At 44.7% G+C, this 19468-nt stretch carries 15 protein-coding genes and 1 pseudogene; 6 read left to right on the plus strand and 10 right to left on the minus strand.

Translation table 11 applies throughout. From position 1 onward, the window contains the following. The first annotated feature begins 6 nt into the window (after positions 1-6). Positions 7-1086, plus strand: coding sequence for a phosphate ABC transporter substrate-binding protein PstS (gene pstS / locus FAI41_05340; protein ID QCE33064.1), 1080 nt, complete (start codon positions 7-9; stop codon positions 1084-1086). 10 nt (positions 1087-1096) lie between these two features. On the opposite strand, the pseudogene FAI41_05345 reads toward pstS, so the two are convergent. Next, positions 1097-1594: pseudogene (locus tag FAI41_05345) on the minus strand (DUF2721 domain-containing protein). A gap of 142 nt (positions 1595-1736) precedes the next feature. Here FAI41_05345 and FAI41_05350 point away from each other — a divergent pair. After that, positions 1737-4088 carry a cytochrome C biogenesis protein gene (locus FAI41_05350; protein QCE33065.1) on the plus strand — a complete coding sequence of 784 codons (2352 nt, stop codon included), beginning with the start codon at positions 1737-1739 and terminating at the stop codon, positions 4086-4088. Between the two features lie 4 nt (positions 4089-4092). Here the strand turns inward: FAI41_05350 and FAI41_05355 are convergent, their stop codons facing one another. Together FAI41_05355 and FAI41_05360 are read right to left on the minus strand one after the other, a co-directional pair. Further along, entirely contained in the window at positions 4093-5019 is a 927-nt protein-coding gene (locus FAI41_05355; protein QCE33066.1) for an SDR family NAD(P)-dependent oxidoreductase, read from the minus strand. An 82-nt stretch (positions 5020-5101) separates the two neighbouring features. Next, entirely contained in the window at positions 5102-5761 is a 660-nt protein-coding gene (locus FAI41_05360; GenBank protein ID QCE33067.1) for a hypothetical protein, read from the minus strand. A 123-nt stretch (positions 5762-5884) separates the two neighbouring features. Here FAI41_05360 and FAI41_05365 point away from each other — a divergent pair, with 123 nt between their 5' ends. Beyond that, entirely contained in the window at positions 5885-6547 is a 663-nt protein-coding gene (locus FAI41_05365; GenBank protein QCE33068.1) for an HAD family hydrolase, read from the plus strand. Positions 6548-6595: 48 nt separating this feature from the next. On the opposite strand, the gene FAI41_05370 is transcribed toward FAI41_05365, so the two are convergent. The 4 genes from FAI41_05370 to FAI41_05385 all read right to left on the minus strand — a co-directional run bounded on the left by FAI41_05370 (position 6596) and on the right by FAI41_05385 (position 11295). After that, positions 6596-7111, minus strand: a complete 516-nt coding sequence (locus FAI41_05370; GenBank protein ID QCE33069.1) for a dUTP diphosphatase — start codon at positions 7109-7111, stop codon at positions 6596-6598. Positions 7112-7211: 100 nt separating this feature from the next. Then, complete coding sequence (locus tag FAI41_05375) at positions 7212-8576, minus strand: c-type cytochrome (protein ID QCE33070.1); 1365 nt, start codon at positions 8574-8576, stop codon at positions 7212-7214. Between the two features lie 11 nt (positions 8577-8587). Beyond that, positions 8588-10819 (minus strand): xanthine dehydrogenase family protein molybdopterin-binding subunit, encoded by a 2232-nt coding sequence (locus FAI41_05380; GenBank protein QCE33071.1) that lies wholly within the window; start codon positions 10817-10819, stop codon positions 8588-8590. Positions 10820-10830: 11 nt separating this feature from the next. Then, positions 10831-11295 carry a (2Fe-2S)-binding protein gene (locus tag FAI41_05385; GenBank protein ID QCE33072.1) on the minus strand — a complete coding sequence of 155 codons (465 nt, stop codon included), beginning with the start codon at positions 11293-11295 and terminating at the stop codon, positions 10831-10833. Between the two features lie 378 nt (positions 11296-11673). Here FAI41_05385 and FAI41_05390 point away from each other — a divergent pair, with 378 nt between their 5' ends. Next, complete coding sequence (locus FAI41_05390; protein QCE33073.1) at positions 11674-12801, plus strand: glycerol dehydrogenase; 1128 nt, start codon at positions 11674-11676, stop codon at positions 12799-12801. A gap of 165 nt (positions 12802-12966) precedes the next feature. Here the strand turns inward: FAI41_05390 and FAI41_05395 are convergent, their stop codons facing one another. Beyond that, positions 12967-13545 carry a hypothetical protein gene (locus tag FAI41_05395; protein QCE33074.1) on the minus strand — a complete coding sequence of 193 codons (579 nt, stop codon included), beginning with the start codon at positions 13543-13545 and terminating at the stop codon, positions 12967-12969. A gap of 107 nt (positions 13546-13652) precedes the next feature. Between FAI41_05395 and FAI41_05400 the strand changes: the two genes are divergently transcribed. Then, positions 13653-15248: a hypothetical protein gene (locus FAI41_05400; GenBank protein ID QCE33075.1), complete on the plus strand. Its 1596-nt coding sequence runs from the start codon at positions 13653-13655 to the stop codon at positions 15246-15248. Here FAI41_05400 and FAI41_05405 read toward each other — a convergent pair. Together FAI41_05405 and FAI41_05410 are read right to left on the minus strand one after the other, a co-directional pair. Next, a complete protein-coding gene (locus FAI41_05405; protein QCE33076.1) occupies positions 15233-16180 on the minus strand; it encodes an XdhC family protein in 948 nt (315 codons plus the stop codon). The genes FAI41_05400 and FAI41_05405 overlap by 16 nt on opposite strands. After that, a complete protein-coding gene (locus FAI41_05410; GenBank protein ID QCE33077.1) occupies positions 16153-17136 on the minus strand; it encodes a tyrosine recombinase XerC in 984 nt (327 codons plus the stop codon). The genes FAI41_05405 and FAI41_05410 overlap by 28 nt, the downstream gene beginning before the upstream one ends. Between FAI41_05410 and FAI41_05415 the strand changes: the two genes are divergently transcribed. After that, on the plus strand, positions 17135-19384 hold the full coding sequence (locus FAI41_05415; GenBank protein QCE33078.1) for a primosomal protein N': 2250 nt from the start codon (positions 17135-17137) through the stop codon (positions 19382-19384). The two genes, FAI41_05410 and FAI41_05415, sit on opposite strands and share 2 nt — an antisense overlap. The last annotated feature ends 84 nt before the right edge of the window (positions 19385-19468 follow it).

Raw genomic sequence — 19468 nt, forward strand, 5'->3', positions numbered from 1 at the left:
AACAGCATGCGCCATTTAATTTCTTTTTTTGTACTTCCCCTTCTTGCCGTATCCGCTCTGGCAGGCAGAGGGTATGCCGCCCCTTCCGATTTGGAGCGTTTGCTTCAGGGGGATTTGATGGGGGCAGGTTCAAGCTTTGCCGCCCCGGTTTATATGGCATGGGGCGAGGAAATTAAAAAGAAATTTCGAATGAAGCTTAATTATCAGGCGATTGGATCAAGTGCCGGGGTTGACCAGGCAAAAAATGCTTTGGTTGATTTTGGGAGTACCGATATTCCTCTCTCTCGTGAGGAGCTTGAAAAAGAGGGGCTCTATCAGTTTCCTGTGATGATGAGTGGGGCTGTTGTTATTGTTAATGTTCCAGGTGTGCCTCGCGGGGAGCTACGCCTGACAGGAGAGGTTCTGGCGGATATTTATGCCGGAAAAATTACCCTTTGGAATGATCCTCGCATACAGGTTCTAAACCCCAAATTTAAATTACCAGAGATTGATATTGGTGCCGTGCATCGTGGGGATGGTTCAGGAACAAGTTTTGTTTTTACGTCTTATCTTTCTGAAGTTTCTCCCACATGGAAAAAAAATTATGGCGCGGGGGCATTGATTGCTTGGGAAGGAGGGGCTGGCGCACGTGGTAATGATGGTATTGCGGCTCTTGTACGCCAGACTCCCGGTGCTATTGGGTATGTTGAATATACTTATGCCGCAGAGAATGGCCTCTCCATGGCGCAACTAAAAAATAAAGATGGTTTTGAAGTCTCGCCAAATATGGAAAGTTTTAAATCGGCGGCCGCACATACGCTTTGGAAAGCACCTTATGACCATCTTAGCGTTTTAAATGAGCCGGGAAAAAACTCGTGGCCGATTACGGCTGCGAATCTTGCTTTGATTGCGTGCGATCATTCGGGGCGTTCGAGCGATCAGGGGCGTCGGGAGCAGGCGTTTTTTGCGTGGAGTTTGAGAGATGGGGTAAATTCAGCCCAAAAGCTCGGTTACCTTCTGCCCCCTTCTTCTGTAAGCGATGAGATTCTACAACATTGGCCGCAAGGCTCTTGCGTTCCTTATGGGCAATCCAAAGCTTCTCAATAATTTCCCGTTTTCGTTTCAATCCATGCCAGCTAAGCAAGGTGTCGACCAAAAAGGAAGTGAGTCCTAAAATCGTAAAGGCCAGCGCTGCCCCAAAAAGGGCAAGTAGCCATGTGGCCGTTCTTGTTTCATGGATAGAACCAAAAAATAGGGCAACAGCAGAGGCGCAGGTGAAAGCCCCGCCAAGAGCAAGCAAAATAATGCCGATATCTAGGACGAGAACACGGAGCTGTAATCTGGTTTGACGGAAAAAAAGATGATCAGAGGTTTCGAGAGGCTCTAATTTCTGCGCATCTGTCTGTGGTTCTGTGGTTAATTGTTTTTCGGCAGCCAAAACCTTATTATCAACATCATCAAGCGTATCCGCTACTTTCTGTAAACGTGTGTTGAAAATATTAATGAGCGTTCCGATACCTGAGAGCATGAAAACAGGTGTAAGCGCAAGTTGAATTAAATGTGCGGCGCTGACAACCGCATTACTGCTTACAGTATCTGGTGCAAGAAGACCCATTATACCTGTACCTGACATAGAACATCGTCCGTTTAGAAAAGAAAAACTGATAGAAAGTTTAAAAACGTCTATTTTCAAATTATGATACTTTAATGATTGAGAACGTAAAGAAGTACAAGCAGATTTAAAAGGATAGGTTGAGATGAAAGCGTTTTTTTTGAGAGTTTTTTCACCTATCTTGGAAAGTTTCAAAGTAGAAAGAAAAACGACAAATACAGGATTTGACAAAAAGAGTCAGAGTCTCTTTTTGTTTTTGCTTCTTTTGGCGATGGTGTCTCCCGCTTTTGCTTTGGAGAGCGAGGAGCATATAACACCACAAAGCACCGCGGCGCTTGTGACACTTGAAGATTCTTTGGCACCGATTCAGGGGCAGGGAAAAACTGTTTTACATGCGGGGCTTTCGCTTTCTTTAGCACCCCAATTCCATACCTATTGGCGCAATCCGGGGGATGCAGGAGAGGCTCCAGAGCTTACGCTGACGGTTGAGCATTTGTCTGAAAGTGGCCAAAGCCAACTTATCGGGAAAACGGACGAGATAACAACATGGGAGACGCCAACACGTTTTAGCGAAGCGGGATTGACAACTTTTGGGTATGAAAACCAGATTTTTTTTCCGCTCGAAATACCCCTTTCCTTCTCCGAGCCGTTTTCTGGAAAGTTAAAATTAAATCTCAAAGCAAAATGGCTTGCTTGTGCAAAAATATGTATTCCAGAAAAGGCAAATTTTACTCTGTTTGTGCCTGTTGCTGAAGCAACAAGGATTGGGGCGCAAAAGGAACTTTTTGAACGGGCGACAGGGCTTGCACCAGAGAAAGCACCGTTCGAATCTCTTTTGGAAAAAGATAATCATCTTCGTCTAAAAGGGCAGGCTCAAGGAAAAAAACAGGCGGCAGGAAATACAAAGGAAGCTTATTTCTATCCCTATAATGCCGGTTTACTCAATAGTAATGCACCTCAAATGATACAGCAGAACGGTTCAGATCTTATTTTGGATCTTGTTGCAGATAAAACAGCGCCTGATAATGGAAATTTAGAAAAATATATTCAGGAGGGACGTCTAAATGGTGTTGTGGAGCTTTTACGTAATAACGGACAAAGAGTTTATTTTGAGATCCAGCCAAGACTGTTAGGCGAAATATCGGAGGCTGTCTCCTCTTCGAAAATAACAACAACGCAAACGGAAAAATCTTCTGTTGTTGATGCGGCACCCCTTTCGGAAGCCAATCATCCACTTGTTTCAGGTTTGAAACTTTTCTTTTTGGCTTTTATTGGCGGTATTTTTTTAAATTTAATGCCTTGTGTGTTTCCTGTCTTGGCAATGAAGGCTTTTTCGTTGGCAAAATTGGGCACAAAAGAGCGACCGGAGGCAGTGGCCTCTGCAATTTTTTATGCGCTGGGTACCGTAGGCACTTTTCTTTCGCTTGGTATTTTTGTCCTTATATTACGTCATGCAGGCCATTTAATTGGCTGGGGCTTCCAGTTTCAATCGCCGTTTTTTGTCATTCTGGTTTGTTGGCTGTTACTCCTCATGGCATTGAATTTGGCTGGTCTGTTTGAAATATTGCCGCCAGCTTCTGCCGGACGCCATCAGACTGCAGCGGGGCATTTTGGCGATTTTATTACGGGTATTTTAGCTGTTATTGTCGCAAGTCCTTGTACGGCGCCCTTTATGGGAGTTGCACTGGCTGGCGCTTTGGCGGCTTCGGGCTTTTTGGCTTTAAGTATTTTTACCGCTTTAGGGCTGGGATTGGCTTTTCCTTATATTTTGCTGGCGTGCTGGCCTGCGATGGGGCGCTTTTTGCCAAAGCCCGGAGCTTGGATGGAAATTTTCAAGCAATTTCTTGCCTTTCCTTTATTTGCCGCCTGTATTTGGTTGATTTGGGTTGTTCTACGACAGGGGGGGATTGATTGTGCTGTTGTTGTGCTATCAGGTGGATTGCTTTTGGCTTTTGCCGCTTGGAGCTTTGGAATTGCACAAAGAAAACAGACGAAGAAAAAACCTTTCCTTTTTCTTTCTATTGGATATTGGGTTGCGATTTCTGCGCTTGTATTAAGTTTTCTTCTGCTTTGGGTTCTGGGGCCAAATGTTAAGAATGAAGTCCATCTACAGGAGAAAAAATCTGCTCTCGTACAAAGTCAGAAGAGCGGATTGCAGATTGTTTCGTTTCATCCAGACACTTTAAAAGCGTTGAGGGCAGACGGGCATCCTGTTTTTGTGGATATGAGCGCTGCCTGGTGTATTACGTGTTTGATGAATGAGCGGACAACGCTCAATACTGAGAAGGGGGAAAACACCTTACAAGCGGCAGGTGCGGTGTTTATGAAAGGGGATTGGACGAATAAGGATCCTGATATTAGTGCCTTTTTGCATCAATATCATCGGGAAGGGGTTCCACTTTATGTTTGGTTTCCCAAAAACTGGCCAAGCGATAAGCCGGGGATTTTATTACCCCAGCTTTTAACCCCTTCTATTTTGAAAAACCGATTAAAATAAGGGGCTAAAATTTCAAGCCCGTCAGATGTTGGGTTTCTTCCCAAAGTCTGCGTGAATCACCATTTTTTTCAATCCAAATCGCAGAATAGGGAAGACTCACTCTTTTTGCAGGGCCATTCGTAATAAATAGAGGCCCATAATAACTGCCTGGTTTCGCACGTGGGTCTGTGGCGGCTTGCAAGAGCGGCTTGGTACCGTTTTCGACATTCATTGCAAAGAGCCACATGAGTCGGAAAAGCAGTGGCTCTTTGATTTCTGTCTTACCGATATTGGCCCCTGAAGTTGTTAAATTTGTGTGGGTAACTCCCGGATGCGCGCCATTGGAAAGAAGATTCCAACCTTTCTCTTTGGCCGTTCGGGCGAGTTCCCGCGCTAAGACAATATCTGCAAGTTTAGAGCGGGCATAAATTGGAAAAGGCAAATACTTCTTTTCAGCCTGTAAATCTTTAAAACGTGTCAGGCCGATAGGGGGGGCAAATAAAGCGCCACAGCTTGCCATCGTTGTTACCCGAGGCGCATCCGCTTTTAAAAGGAGTGGGATTAAATGATGGGTTAAGGCAAAAGCGCCGATAAAATTAGTGCCGATTTGAAGTTCAAAGCCGTCTTTTGTCACCTCTCGCTGTGGCGGTGCCATCACGCCGGCATTATTAAGAAGCGTATCAATTTTTTTACCTTCTGATTTTAGGCCATCGGCAAAATTGGCAATAGAATGCAGATCGGCAACGTCTAATTTTTTAACAGTAAGGTTCGCAGAAGGGATGGTGCGTAGAATTTCCTCTTTGGCGGCTTCGCCTTTTTCTAGGGAGCGAACAGCCATGATAATTTCGGCATTGGCTTGAGAGAGTCGTTTTGTTGCTTCTTTTCCTGTGCCGCTATTTGCACCGCTGATGACAAAGGTTTTTCCGGTTTGATCGGGAATTTTATAAGCCATCTTCATTTCCTTTTGTGGTGCTTTGTTTATGGTTTTCTTTATGCATGGTGCTTGATTTTGTCTAACAAGGTAAGGGAAAAAATTAGAAAAAGTGGCTCGTTTGATTTTCTTCTTCAAATGGGGGAAGGTCGGCAAATTTTGTTTTTAATAAGCAAGTTCGGAAATTCTCAAGGGTGGATTTAATATGTCCGAATGTAAGCGGCATGCTTTCCCCTGAAGAGAAGCGGATTTCCCCCTCTTTATTCTTTGCAAAAGCGGCAAGCATGTCTCCTAATTCCGGTGCCTCTATAGGCGAAATCCAGACATTAGGTGGCTCTGCTGTCATATGAAAACTTTTAGAATAGTTGCCGCTCTGGACGGTCATTTGGGTATTTTCTTCGGCGGAAAGATGCCATTGCGGATTGATGCTTGAAATTTCAAGGCCCGTTTGAGGCTTGATAGAATCACCAGGCAGATAGGTTGTCAGACTTAGGGCAATTTTAATTTTGCGGCGGTCAAAGGAGGCTGTGGAGAAAAAGGGGGGAAGTTCAAACTGAACAAGGCCGCATCCATCTATTTTTGTATGGGAATCTGTGCTGGTCGGCACAGCATAATGCCGGTTGCTGGACCAGCCGGATTTGAGGCTGGTTAAGTTTGTTTTTTGATGATGCCATTCGTCAGGAGGCGCTGCATTGGCAGAGATGGCATTTAGAAAAGAAATGAAGATAAAAGAGAGAATAAGAGCGTAAAATTTTTTTTTCATTTTTTCCTCTTTTTCTTTGTATTGTCTTCTTTAAATGCGGCGCATGATGTTTCTGTTCTTTGTATTTTCTAATCAAAATTACAGTAGGATGAAAGTGATTATAAGTGGAAAGAGGAGAAAGCAATGATTTTATATTTTGATTTTGATGGCACCATTGCAGATACAGCCGAAGGCATTGCACGAGCGATTGCATTGGCTTTCGAGGTGTATGATCTTTCTCCGCCATCTCTTGAAGCGGTCAAAGGGCGAATGGGATTTCCGTTATCTGAAATTTTAGCCTCTTTAAGCGAAAGAAAATTATCTCAGCCAGAGATTGAAAATCTTATTCAAACTTATCGTAAATGTTACCATGAGATTTCAGGTCATTATATTTCATTGTTTGAAGGTATGGGCGGTGTGGTCAAAGAATGCGCTGCCATTTCGGATGGGATGGCGATTGTGACCAATAAGGCCAGTACCGCAGCGGCTCAGGATGTCCAAAATATTGGGCTTTCAGAATATTTTAATGTCATTGTTGGTTCTGATATGGTTGAAATGCCAAAGCCAGCACCAGATCCTCTTAAAGTGGCAAGAAACTTATTAGGCGTTGAGGCGTTTGAAAAAGGTCTTGTGATTGGCGATAGTTCAGCCGACATACAAATGGCTAAGGCAGATGGCCTACCTTCTGTGGGGGTAACGTGGGGTTCAAAATCTTTTGACGTTTTAAAAAAGGCTGGTGCAACTTATCTCGCAAAAACGCCGCAAGAGCTTCTCAAAATTGTTCAGACTTTTAAAGCGGCGCATTGAACTTTTTGAAAGGGAGGGGGAATCCCCCTCCCTTTGAGAGAGGCTGATTTAAACGCCAGAATCTCCAAAATCATTGGTGCCACGTTCTTTGTCTAAAGTGGTGGCTTGTGGCAGATAAACATCGGCGAGTTGATTGAAAACAATCTGGGCAATACGGTCGCCGGCTTTGATCTCAAAATCTTCATCGCTGTAATTGGTAAGTGGAACATCCAGCTCGCCTGTATAGTCACGGTCAATCGTGCCGGGAGAGTTCGTGACGTCTACCCGTCTTTTAACAGAGAGACCTGAACGGCTCCGAACTTGAAAATCAATAGGGGCTTTATCAGGGATATCAAATTTTAGACCTGTTGGGACAATCGCATGTTTGCCAGCAGGGATGGTAATATCAACAGCGGAATGAATATCATAGCCTGTGCTGTATTTGGTTGCCTTTGTTGGGAATTGAATCTTGTCAGAGTAAGGTTTCCCCTCTGCTTTGATAAAAATGATTTTAACGGGGCCAGCATGGATTGGATGTGTTTCTTGTTTAGACATAAATGTATTTCCTTTTATGTTAAAGCGCATTTTCAGGATCTCTAAAATTTTGGCGAATTATGATTCATAAAGCAACAAAAACCCCTGCATTTCTTAATGAGAAAGCAGAGGTTTTTGAAAAGGATCAATTTTATTTAATTTGCAGGATTGTTACGCTTGGACTTGCTGAATGTGTTTCCTGCCTGAGTTTGGCTACTTCCGAAGTTTTAACTTCTGAGGCCTCATTTCCCCAGCTTGAACGGATATAAGAGAGAATGTTTGCGATTTCCTCATCTGTCAGCTGCTTGCGGAAAGAAGGCATTCGGTAGGCATCCGGTACGGCATTGGTAATCACACGGGGAGAGCCGTTAAGTGTAATATTGATGGCAGAAGCCTTCTCCGGGATTAAAGAAGAGGCAGAGCCTGCAAGCGGTGCAATCCAAGGTGTACGGCCTTTACCGTCTTGTCCGTGGCATGTTCCGCATTTTTGCGCATAGAGCTTTTCTCCTTTGGAATGCGGTGAGGTGGTCTCCGCTTGATACTCCCATTTTTTCTCTCCTGTTTTTTCATTCGCAGGAAGGGACTTTAGGTAATGTGCCATTGCATGCAGGTCTTCATCGGTCATGAATTGCGTGGAGTTATTATAGACTTCTGCCATGGAGCCAAAAACAACGCCGTAGGTATTGCGACCTTCTTTGAGAAACTGAAAAATATCATTTTCAGACCATCTTCCCAATCCTGTATCAGATTCGTTGCGAAGGCTTGGGGCATACCAGTTATCAATGAGTGCCCCGCTTAAAAAGCTTTTATGGGAATCATCAAGTCCTTTTTCATTCATGGCAAGCGCACTTCTTGGGGTATGGCAGGCACCGCAATGGCCGGCCCCTTCAATCAAATAGGCGCCACGATTCCATTGCACATCATGCTCTTTTTTTTCTGTGTAAGGATGATGCGGTACAAAAAGCAGATTCCAAAAGGCTAAAGGCCAGCGAATATTGAGGAGAAATGGAATTTCATTTTCTTTATTTGTGACATGTGCCGGTTTAACATCATCTCGGAAAAAGGCGTAAAGCGCTTTAATATCTTCATCGCTCATTTTGGCGTAGGAAGGATAGGGCATCGCAGGATAGAGGCGGTGTCCGTCATGTCCCACGCCTTGACGCACGGCACGGTCAAAATCGCCTAAACTATACATACCGATCCCAAGCTCAGGGTCTGGTGTGATATTGGTGCTGTAGATCGCCCCAAGCGGCGTTACCATTTTTAAACCGCCGGCATAAGGCTGTTTGCCGCCGATAGAGTGACAGGCACCGCAATCGCCGAGACGGGCAAGATATTCGCCCCGTGTGGTAAGTTTACTCTCAGAAGAGGAAACATTGATTTCATCCAGCGGTGAGGCTGGCAGGCGACAAACAAACCAGACAACACCGATAAGGCAGGTCAACGCCGTGGTGAAAAAGGCCAAAAGATAGGGGAGGGCTTTTCTTGAAAAGAGAATTTCAAATATTTTTTTCATTTTCGCCTCCTTTAAAATTTATATTGAGAAAGTGGCATAGAGCGAATGCGTTTACCTGTTAAGGTCGAGACAGCATTTGCGACAGCCGGCGGCACCGGAGGAAGCGGCGGCTCACCAATCCCGCCGATTTTTTCACCGCTTTCGATGATTTTAACATGGACTTTTGCCATGCGATGGGGAGGGAGGATTGGATAAAGATCATAGTTTCTCGCTATAGGCATTCCGTCTTGATACGCCAATTCTTCCATAAGAACCTGTGAGAGTGCGAGGGCGGTTCCGCTATTGACCTGCGCCTCAATAATGGCAGGGTTAATTACTTTTCCGGGGTCAATAGCCTGCCAAACATGATGAACACGGACTTCCCCATTTTCAATAGAGACTTCTGCGATAGCGGCGGCTTCGGAACCAAAGGAAGAGGCCATGCCAATCCCTCTTGCACGGCGTGATCCGTCTGCGGCTGTAAAGACACCGCTTTTCCAGCCGCCGGAAAGTTCTGCGACGCCTTTGAGCAGATTTGTTAAACGTGGATTATTGGCAAGGAGATGTAAGCGGAGTTGGTAGGGATCTTGTCGTCCTTTTTCAGCCAATTCATCGAGAAAGGTTTCATAAAAGAAATCATTCATTGAATGGCCGACAGATCGCCAATAGCTCAGCATTACCGGGGTTTTAACATAAAGCTGGGCAATGCGGCGATGCGGAATATCGTAGGATTTTTCTGTTAGTCCCTCGACTGCCGTCGGGTCTGGAGGAGAAGCCTTTTTATTGGCAATACCTTCGGTTGGTCCCTCGGTAACGGCAATCGCTTCGATGGCAGTGGGGATGCCTTTTGAATCTAGCGCACCTTTAAAATGCACAACAGACATAGGGCGAGCAGAATCTCTTAAGAATTCTTCCTCACGGCTCCAAATGACTTTAATTGGTTTTCCAGTCGCTTTGGCAAGGGCGATTGCCTGTGGATAGACGGTTGTCGTATGCACTAAAAAATGTCGGCCAAAGAAACCGCCTAAAAGCGGGCTATGGAGAATGACTTTTTCGATTGGAAGGCCTGCTCGCTTGGCGGCATCTTCTTGAAAAACTTCTGGCTGCTGATTAGGCATCCAGAGTTCAAGAGAGCCATCTTTGTTAAAACGAGCCAAAGCAGAGGGAGGTTCTAGCTGTGCATGACGTAAATATTGACTTGAGCCTGTTGCTTGGACAAGGGTAGCAGCCTTTGAAAAAGCTGTTTTAATATCGCCAGCCTCTTCACTCGTTTCACCGCTATGTTTTTGTTTTGCCATAAATTCACGAAATTTCTCTGTGGAGAAATCCGCCGGCATATAGCGGACATTGGAATCATGTGCAGGCTCCTGCCAATCGACCTGAAGGGCTTCGACAGCTAATTTGGCTTCCCACCAATGGGGAGCAACAACGGCAACAGCTCCCTCCAAGCGATGAATAGAATGGACACCGCGCATTTCTTTGACTTGCGCCTCATTGTAAAATTGTCCAGCGGTCATTCCCAGTCTTGGCGCATGTTGGATGGCTGCATGCATCATCCCATTGACAGTGATATCAATGGAATACACTGCCTTGCCGGTGGCCTTGTCTTTAACATCAAGGCGCTTGAGCGCCTTGCCAATCCAACGGAATTGACTTTCGTCTTTGAGCGTGATGGTTTCAATATTGGGAACAGGAAGCTTAAGCGCAAGCGGTGCGAGCGTCCCATAAGAAAAGCTTTTTCCAAGCTTTTCGCAAATGACTTTTCCATCATCCGTTTTCAGGTTAGAAAGTGGCACGTGGAGCTTTTGAGCCGCCGCTTCTAAGAGCATTTTCCGTGTGAGAGCGCCAAGCCTGCGCATTGTAAGGTGGCTGGTACGCACCGACATACTGCCGCCAGTCCAGCGTCCGGGCGGACAAAGCTCTTTTGGGATAACGCGAAATGTATCGCCGGGCGGGGCATTTTCAACAACAAATTTTTCAGGCGCAAGGTCAAGCTCTTCACCGACAAGTTGTGCCATACTTGTAAAAATACCTTGTCCGCCTTCGTTAAAAGGAGAGCGGAAAAGGATGGTATTGTCCGGTCGAATTTCAAGAAAGGCCTGCACATCCGTGCCGGCTTCTTTTGTTTTTGTGGCGGCATTCGCCTTGGGAAAGGAAATCCCCATGACAAAGGCACCAACAGAGGAGCCGAGAAATCCCCGGCGTGAGAGATTTAAAAGTTTTGCGTTATTTTGCGAAGAAGAAAGAGAGGGGGTTTTGCTCATAATACGCACGCTTATTTCTTTGCTTCTTCTGAAATGCCGGCGACATCACGAATGGCAGCCTTGATGGCATTATAAGTTCCGCAACGGCAAAGATTGGTCATAGCGGATTCAATTTCTTTTTCTGTTGGGCGAGGATTGTTTTTGAGAAGAGCAGCGGCAGCCATGACTTGTCCAGATTGGCAATAGCCGCATTGTGGCACTTGATACTTGACCCAAGCCTCGACAAGTTTTTTACCGAACGCATCTGCTTCGATCGTTTCAATTGTCGTGATGCTTTTGCCTTCTAAGGTTCCAACAGGGGTAACGCAAGATCGCATGGATTTTCCATCGATAAAAACAGTGCAGGCACCGCATTGCGCAAGACCACAGCCGTATTTTGTGCCTGTTAAAGCAAGATTGTCACGTAAAACCCAGAGTAAAGGGGTATCGGGGGTAACATCAAGCTGATGCTTCACGCCATTGACAATCAATTTCATAGTATACTCCTAAATTTATTTTACGAATGTGACTTTAACGGAGAGCGCACTGTAAATGAAGAACTTAATTCATGCTTTCCAAATCTTTAATTTCCAGAGATTTTACGAAGACAGAAAGGTTTTTTTGATCGTTTGGACGGAAGGGGTTTCGTCTGTGTGTTTTTCAATTATTTTTTGTATTTTTGTTCATTATTCTTTGATGGAGTCGTTCAGAAAAATGTGGATTTTCTCTTGAAAATCAGCGGATTTTTGCAGGAGAGTTTCCAGATTGAAATTTTTAAGAGAGAGGCCTAGCGTTAAGATAGGGTTACGGCGATATAAGACCGGTGATCGGGATCTACGCTGTGGCTCCATGATAAAAAAAGAGGGATTTTAATCATGGCAGAACAACAGACGGTATATTCTTCTTCAGTTCCTTATCTGTTGGCCTCTCCGAGTAAGTTTTGTATCGGTGCAGGTTTGCTTTCAAGGCTGGAAAATACAGTAAAAGATTTCGGAGATAATCTTTTTATTATTTCAGATGCGTTTATTTTACCCAAAATAGAGAAAGAATCTCTTCCACATTTGAAGAAAAGCAAGCTTCAGGTGCATGTAGAGGAATTTCAGTGTGAATGTAGCGAGGCAGAAATTAAGCGTAACTGCTCTCTCGCAAAGGAAAAAAAGGCGAATGTGATCGTTGGTATCGGCGGTGGAAAGACGCTGGATACAGCCAAAGCGGTTGCTTTTTATACCAAAAATCCAGTGATTTTATATCCGACGATTGCCTCGACGGATGCGCCCTGTACAGCGCTCGCTGTTGTGTATGGTGAGGATGGTAGTTTCTCCCATTATCTTTATATTCCACAAAATCCTAATGCTGTTTTGGTGGACACAAACATCGTTGCAGCGGCACCTGCTAGGTTTTTTTCCGCAGGGGTTGGGGATGCGCTCTCAACTTGGTTTGAGGCACGTGCCGTTTGGCGTTCCCATGGATTGAATTTGCTGCATCATCATTGCACGAGGACGGCATTGGGCATTGCAAAACTTTGTTTTGAGATTTTATCTGAAAATATTGAATTGGCGATGGAGAGTGCGGAATGCCATGTTCCAACCCCTGCTTTTCAGCAGGTTGTGGAGGCAACGATTTATTTAAGTGGTATCGGTGCAGAATCAGCAGGGCTTGCGGCGGCGCATGCCGTGCATAATGGCATGTGCATTGTGCCGGAACTTCATCATTGTCAGCACGGGGAAAAAGTGATTTTTGGTCTTCTGGTGCAGCTTGTACTTGAAAATGCCCCAAAGGAAGAAATTGAGGAGGTCGCAAGAATTGCTAAATATGCACATTTACCGCTAACGCTTGAGGCACTTGGTGTTAAAAAATTCGATCCGGAAATTTGGAGAGAAGTTGCAAAAATTTCCTGTGATGATGCCGATACAATGAAAAACATGCCAACAAAACCGAACGCCGAAGAAGTTTATGCGGCTATTTTAGCGGCGGATAAACTTGGCAGACGCTTATCAGTGTAATGTTTTTATTTTGTTGTGTTAAGGAGATTGATTTTTAAGAATTCTCCCTTCCTTTTCTTTAAAGGGAAGGGAGAATTTTTTGAAAGCCATGCGGTTATGAGAAAAAATTTTGCGTAGCGTTCGGGAAGTGTCGACAGCAGGCTGAAATGTCATATGTTGCGGTTTTTATAAATCTTCTTTTCGATCAATATCACGGATTAATTCTGGGGAACACTGAACGAAAAAAGCATTGTCCCGCAAAGAACGTGCCCCCCCTTCGCCTGTTTCTGGGAGTTTTTGAAGGTCTTTCAGCGCAAAAATGGCAGGCGGCCCTTTGTAATTTTCCGATTGGGTGGCAATGGTTTTTTTTCCGTCAAAAGCCTTTAGTATTTTTTTGAGATGCGCTTGAGAAATAAAAGGCATGTCAGCAAGACAGATGAAAAGATGCGTTATCTCAGGATGGGCAGATAAGACGGCTTTTCTCAGAGAGCTTAACATGCCGCCTACCGGATTATCGTTGTAACAAATCTCAAAATTTTCCTGCTGATAGCGTCCTGCCCATAAGGAACTTCTCCGACAGACAAGGATTTTTTGTGCCCATGAAAAATCTTTAACAATATCTAAAACATGATGGGCAACAGGCTTCCCGTCCAGTAAAGCGCCAAGCTTATCTTTGCTTTCACTAAATCGCCGCCCATACCCTGCCCCTAAAACCGCAAGGGCAATGTGAAGTGTGATAATGTTTGAGTTATTGAATTTTGTCATAAAGAGATCGAAGATAATATGTTTTTTGTGCAGTGACAGAGCTCTTCTATTGTGGCTAATGAATTAGTTTAGCCGTTAGTGATTTGAACTAAATTTTAAAGTGCCAGATGTCAGAAAAGATAGATTTTTATAAAGAGGAAAAACTCCTTTTAAATGTAGGAAACTTAATTGATTTGTCATGTAAGAAAAGGGATAAAGAAGGCCTGTTAAATGCTTTAAAATTCCTTCAAGAATTTTATACCAAATATGGTAGTACACCTCTTTCTGAGTATTTTCGCTCTAATGCCTATGGAGCGCTGGCAAATCTTGAAAATCAGGATATTTCTTTATGGAAAGTGCGCAATACAAACAAAGAGCGCCAACTTTTAAGTCTTTCCCGTGCAGTTTTTCATCCAGATTTTAAGCAACTTCCATTACACCGTAAATGCAATATTTTTACCAATAGAGGCAATACTCTTTCGCAGTTAGGGAGGTATCGAGAAGGTTTTCAGAACTGGGAGGAAGCTTTAAAGGTTAATCCCAGATTTGCAATGGCTTTAGGGGCTAAAGGAAGTATGATCGTTGGTAGATTGCTTCAGTTAGAGAGTTTTAGTTGTGTAGATATTCAATATTTAGCGAGCGTTATTTATCCAACTGTACTTGATATTTTAGAGCAAACCTTCTCTTCTGAAGGAAAAAAAACTTTGGAGCCTCATGCTGTTCCTTATTTTGAGTGGCATTTTGAGAAATTGAAAAGTTGTTTTCTTAGTGTACCCGATTCTGTAAGGGATTTTTCACCTCAGGAACTTTCTAGAACAAAAATAGAGTTATATTATCGTGAATGGTCTTTGAAAAAAGGATTGTTTTTAAACCAGTATGGCATTTTAGGTATGGATGGAGGGGATGCACTGGATGATCTTCGTTTGCCAGCGGTTATGACCTCCTCCCTTGAAGAGCTACCTTTAGGTATTAGAAATATCAATGGGGCTCCTCCTCCAATTTTTGGACTTTTTAATCAGATAAAGCAAGAATACATCACCGCTCGGTGGTTTCTTTACGAAGCTCAGAAAGGTCATAAGCCACATTTCTCAGATCGTTATGTCGAGATAGCGAATACGCTAAGTTTTCCATGCTTCTCACTTTATACAGAGATGTTGAAGACAAGTTTTCAGAAAGCGTATTCGTTACTTGATAAAATTGGCTATTTTATCAATGAGTATTGGGGGGTTTTTCGATCAAGAAAAAATACTTCTTTTAGAAATGTTTGGTACAAAGAGCGTGGACAAGCGGTACCCGAAAATGTCCTCCCAGTTTACTCAGAATCTAAAAATCCATTGTTACTTTCGCTCTTTTGGCTTTCTAAAGAAATTAGAAATCCAGATTTCTCTACAGCGACCTCATCACAAGCAGAAAAAATTGAGGATATTAGGAATGCCTTAGAACATAAGCATTTTCAGCTCCATGAGGGGTGGGCATTTGATATGATAAAAGAAAGTTTACCAAGTAATGAATTTTGTTTTTCGATTTCAAGCTCTGAGATGCAGGAAAAGACTCGGTATCTTTTAAGACTGACGCAGTCAGCTATTTATTATCTTGTTGAAGCAGTGGCGTGGGAAGAAGAAAGAAAAAAAGAGAGTAAGGCTGACGGAATGCTGGTTCCAACATTTTCTATTGAAAGTCTTGAAGATAAGTACAAGGTAAATCCTGATTATGGCAAAGAATAGTTATCGGCACTCTTCATAATTTCCGCCACGATGGAGACAGCGAGGGGACGGGCGTTGCGTGCTGGGCCGAAGAGGCCGATTGGGGCATGGATTTTAGCTATTTTTTGCGAAGAGAATCCTTTGTTCATCAAATGTTTTTTACGTCTTTCATGGGTCTGTACACTGCCGAGGCAGCCAATATAAAAGGCTTTTGTTTTGAGCGCTTTTTCAAGGATTGGCAGTTCTCGTTCCGGATCATGATGGAGAAGTGCAATGGCCGTATTCTCATCTGTCCAATCCTCTAAATGTCTGAGAATTTCGTTTGGTGTGTTTGTTGCGGGGTGGCTGACCTCAAATCCTGCGCTGTCCGCAATTTCGGCTAAAATTTCTGTCTCATAGGCACCGCCTGACAGAAACAAGCGGGTTGCAGGGCGGTAGGCGATGTAAAAATGATTGCCTGTCCAGCCGCTTTTTTCCTTGCCGTAAGTGGCGGTAAGGCTTTTCTCTTGTGGATGGTAGGTTAAAAAACAGGATTTTCTTTGTCTCAAGAAGGAAAGAATTTCCGTGATCGGTTTTGCGTCTTTTAAAAGATGAATGGCAAGTTTAATACCTCCGCCACAGGGGAGGACAATATCAAAATGGGGTGATCCTTTGCCGAAATGGCAGAAACGGTCTTTGTTTTCTGAGATTGCTGTAAGCGCCTCTTGAGCGACGGCATTCTCGACACAGCCCCCTGAAACAAAACCGCAATAAAGTCCATCTTCACGGACTGCCATATGTGCCCCAAGTGCTCTTGAGGAGCCTTGAATAATATCGACTAAGCTAATGAGGGTGCATTTTTGCTGCGCCTCAAACGCCTCAAGAATGAAGGTAAAGATCTCTGTCGGACGATCTGTTAGAAGCGCAGCCTTGGGATGGATTTTTTTTAGGCTTTGGGGTGACATTTTTTCCATGTTTCCAGCAGGCTTTTTTCATCCACGAGGGTATAAATTTGCGTTGAGGCAAGACTTGCATGACCGAGTAATTCTTGGATGACTCTCAAATCGGCACCATTTGAGAGGAGATGGGTGGCAAAAGAATGGCGCAACGCATGGGGGGTGGCGCTTTCTGGTAGTCCTGATTGCCGCCGCCATTCCCGCATAGATTTTTGTGCGATACCGGCTTGGAGGCGTCCGCCTTTGGCACCGATAAAAAAGGGCTCATCGGCATCGAGTCCTTGAAGCGGATCTCTAACTTCTAAATATTTGCGGAGCGGTTTAATGACTTCAGGAATGAGGGGAACAAGCCTTTCCTTATTGCCTTTGCCGATAATTCTTAAAGAAGTGCCTTTGAAATTGCGGATCTGTCCAATATTAAGCTTCAGTGCCTCGCCAATACGCAATCCAGCGCCATAAAGAAGGGAGAAAAGGGCAATATCACGCAAAATAAGTTCAGGTTTTTTTTGTCCGCTGGCAATTTCTTCCGGTGCGGCCAGTGCCTCTTTGACATTGAGCGGACGTGGCAGGCTTTTACTTAATCTTGGCCCTCTTAGGCGAAAAACAGCGCTGTTTTCGAGGTTTTTCTCCTGTTCTAACCATCTGAAAAAAGAGCGAAGGGAGGAAAGTCGTCTGGCTTGGCTCCGCTTAACGCCTTCTTTGCTATTTTGTGGATTCTTGGCAAAAGTTTGGTTCATTTCCCAAGCTAGCCAACGGTTGAGAATGGGTTTTTCAAGGGTTGAAAGCCTTTTGGCATCTATGGTACCGGGAAGATTTCCAAGAAAAAAACGCATCGCCCGCTCAACATCTTGCTGATAAGCTTCTAAAGTAAGGGGGGAGAGTTTTTTCTCAAGGGCAAGCCAAGCGCCCCATTTTTGCCATAAATGGCGTAAATCTGGCGTCAGTAGTGGAAGAGGGGAAGCATTTATATTCATGAAAAAGGATATTGCCCTATCTTTAAAAGAAAAAGAAGATGATCTTGGCCATCGTATTCATGTTTTGCTCCGACGCCCTTTTGAAACAGCGTTAGAGTATCGCTATGTGGTTCCTTTACCGCCGGGGCGTTTTGTCCGTGTGCCGCTTGGGCGCAGCGAGGTGATCGGCTGTGTTTGGGACCAGGGTTCAGATGTGCCCAAGGAGCTTGCGCCGATTGCGCCGAAATCATGGCCTATGAAAAAACTTCGTCCCATTTCGGCAGTGCTGGACTTTCCAGCTCTTCCGCTCTCTTTACGGCGTTTTGTGAATTGGGCATCCGCTTATTATCTGATGCCACCGGGGATGATGCTTGGCCCTGTGATTCGCATGGTTGAGTTTCTAATTCTCAATGGCAAAGGGGCAGAAAAAAGGGGCTGGCGGCAGACGCAAAAAATTATACCGCAAGATTTTAAAGTGACAAAACAACGTCAGGCCGTTTTGGATGTTGTTGCTGGGGGAGAAATTTTCTCGACAGAAACACTTTTGGCAAAATCAGGTGTAGGTGTTTCTGTTTTAAAGAAATTGGAGGACGCCGCTCTCTTAGAAAAAGTTGCTTTGCCGTCTCTCGGAGAGGTCGAGCTTGACCCCTTTTTTAAAAAGCCGAATCTTTCGCCAGAGCAGGCTGCTGCTGGCCATTTTTTGCGAGAAATGGTTAAAAAATCTGAATTTCAAACCGATTTATTGCAGGGGATTACAGGCTCAGGAAAGACGGAGATTTATTTTGAGGCGATTGCGCAAGCTTTAGAAGAGAAAAAGCAGGTTTTGGTTTTACTGCCTGAAATTGCGCTCACAGCCCAATGGAAAAAACGCTTTAAAGCACGCTTTGGAAGCGCCCCTTTGGTTTGGCATTCAGAACTCACACCAAGGGCACGTTCCAAAGTTTTTGAAGAGGCGCTTTCCGAAAGGCCCTGTTTGATTGTCGGGGCGAGATCGGCTCTTTTTCTGCCTTTTACCCATCTTGGTTTAATTGTGATTGATGAGGAGCATGAGGCGACATTTAAGCAAGAGGAAGGGGTGATTTATCATGGGCGTGATATGGGAATTTTACGGGCAAATCTTGAAAAATGCCCTGTTATTTTAGCCTCTGCAACTCCTTCGCTCGAAACGCTTATGAATGCGCAGGCTGGGCGTTACCATTGGCAAAAAATTACGGAACGTTATGGGGCGGCGGTGCCGCCTTCGATTGAAATGATTGATCTGAAAGAGGCTTCGCCGGAAAAGGGAGATTTTCTTTCTCCGAAACTTATCGAAGAGGTTAAGGCGACTTTGGGACGGGGGGAGCAGGCGTTACTTTTTCTTAATCGCCGGGGATATGCCCCGTTGACGCTTTGCCGGAAATGCGGTTTTCGGTTCCGGTGTGATTGCTGTTCGGCTTGGCTTGTGCAGCATCAGCAGCGACGCCGGATGCAATGCCATCATTGCGATCATGTGACAGCTGTGCCTGTTTCTTGTCCGGAATGCGGTTCGGAAGAGGATCTTGCAACAATCGGTCCGGGGGTGGAACGGATTGCAGAAGAGGCGTTTCGGCATTTTCCGGAGGCGCATCAGCTCTGTATGACGTCGGATTTAACCACTTCCCAAATGCAAATGCAGGAAATGGTAGGAAAAATTGAGTCGGGAGAGATTAATCTTTTAATCGGGACGCAGCTGGTTGCCAAAGGATGGCATTTTCCAAAATTGACTTTGGTTGGGGCGGTTGATGCTGATCTTGGTTTGGGCGGGGGGGATTTACGGGCAGGAGAGCGTACCATGCAGCTTTTAAGTCAGGTGGCAGGTCGTGCTGGCCGTGCTGAAAAGCCCGGAAAAGTCTATTTACAGACATATCTGCCAGAACATCCTGTCATGCAATCTTTGCAAAAGGGTGATTTTGAAAGCTTCATGCAGCTAGAGGAGGCTGCACGCCGTCCGGGATTTTGGCCGCCTTATGGACGCTTGGCCGCTATTGTGATTATTTCTGAAAATTTAAAACAGGCGGAAGATTATGCTTGGAAACTTGGGGCTTGTGCGCCGCAAGGAGAGGGGGTTGTTGTGTTGGGGCCTGCACCTGCGCCGCTGAGTTTTTTGCGTGGTCAGCATCGTTATCGTCTTTTATTGCGGGTGAAGCGGGGGATTGCCTTGCAGCCAGTTTTGCGGGAGTGGCTTTCAAGAGAGAAGATGCCAAAGCATCTTCGTGTGGATATAGACATTGATCCTGTTTCTTTTTTGTAGAAATTCACAAAAGAAATGTTAGAAAGAGAGTAAGTAAAGCATATTTGGGGAGGATTTACTTTGAAAATCCTTTCCACTTATTTG

Source organism: Acetobacteraceae bacterium, assembly GCA_004843165.1.
Lineage (GTDB): Bacteria > Pseudomonadota > Alphaproteobacteria > Acetobacterales > Acetobacteraceae.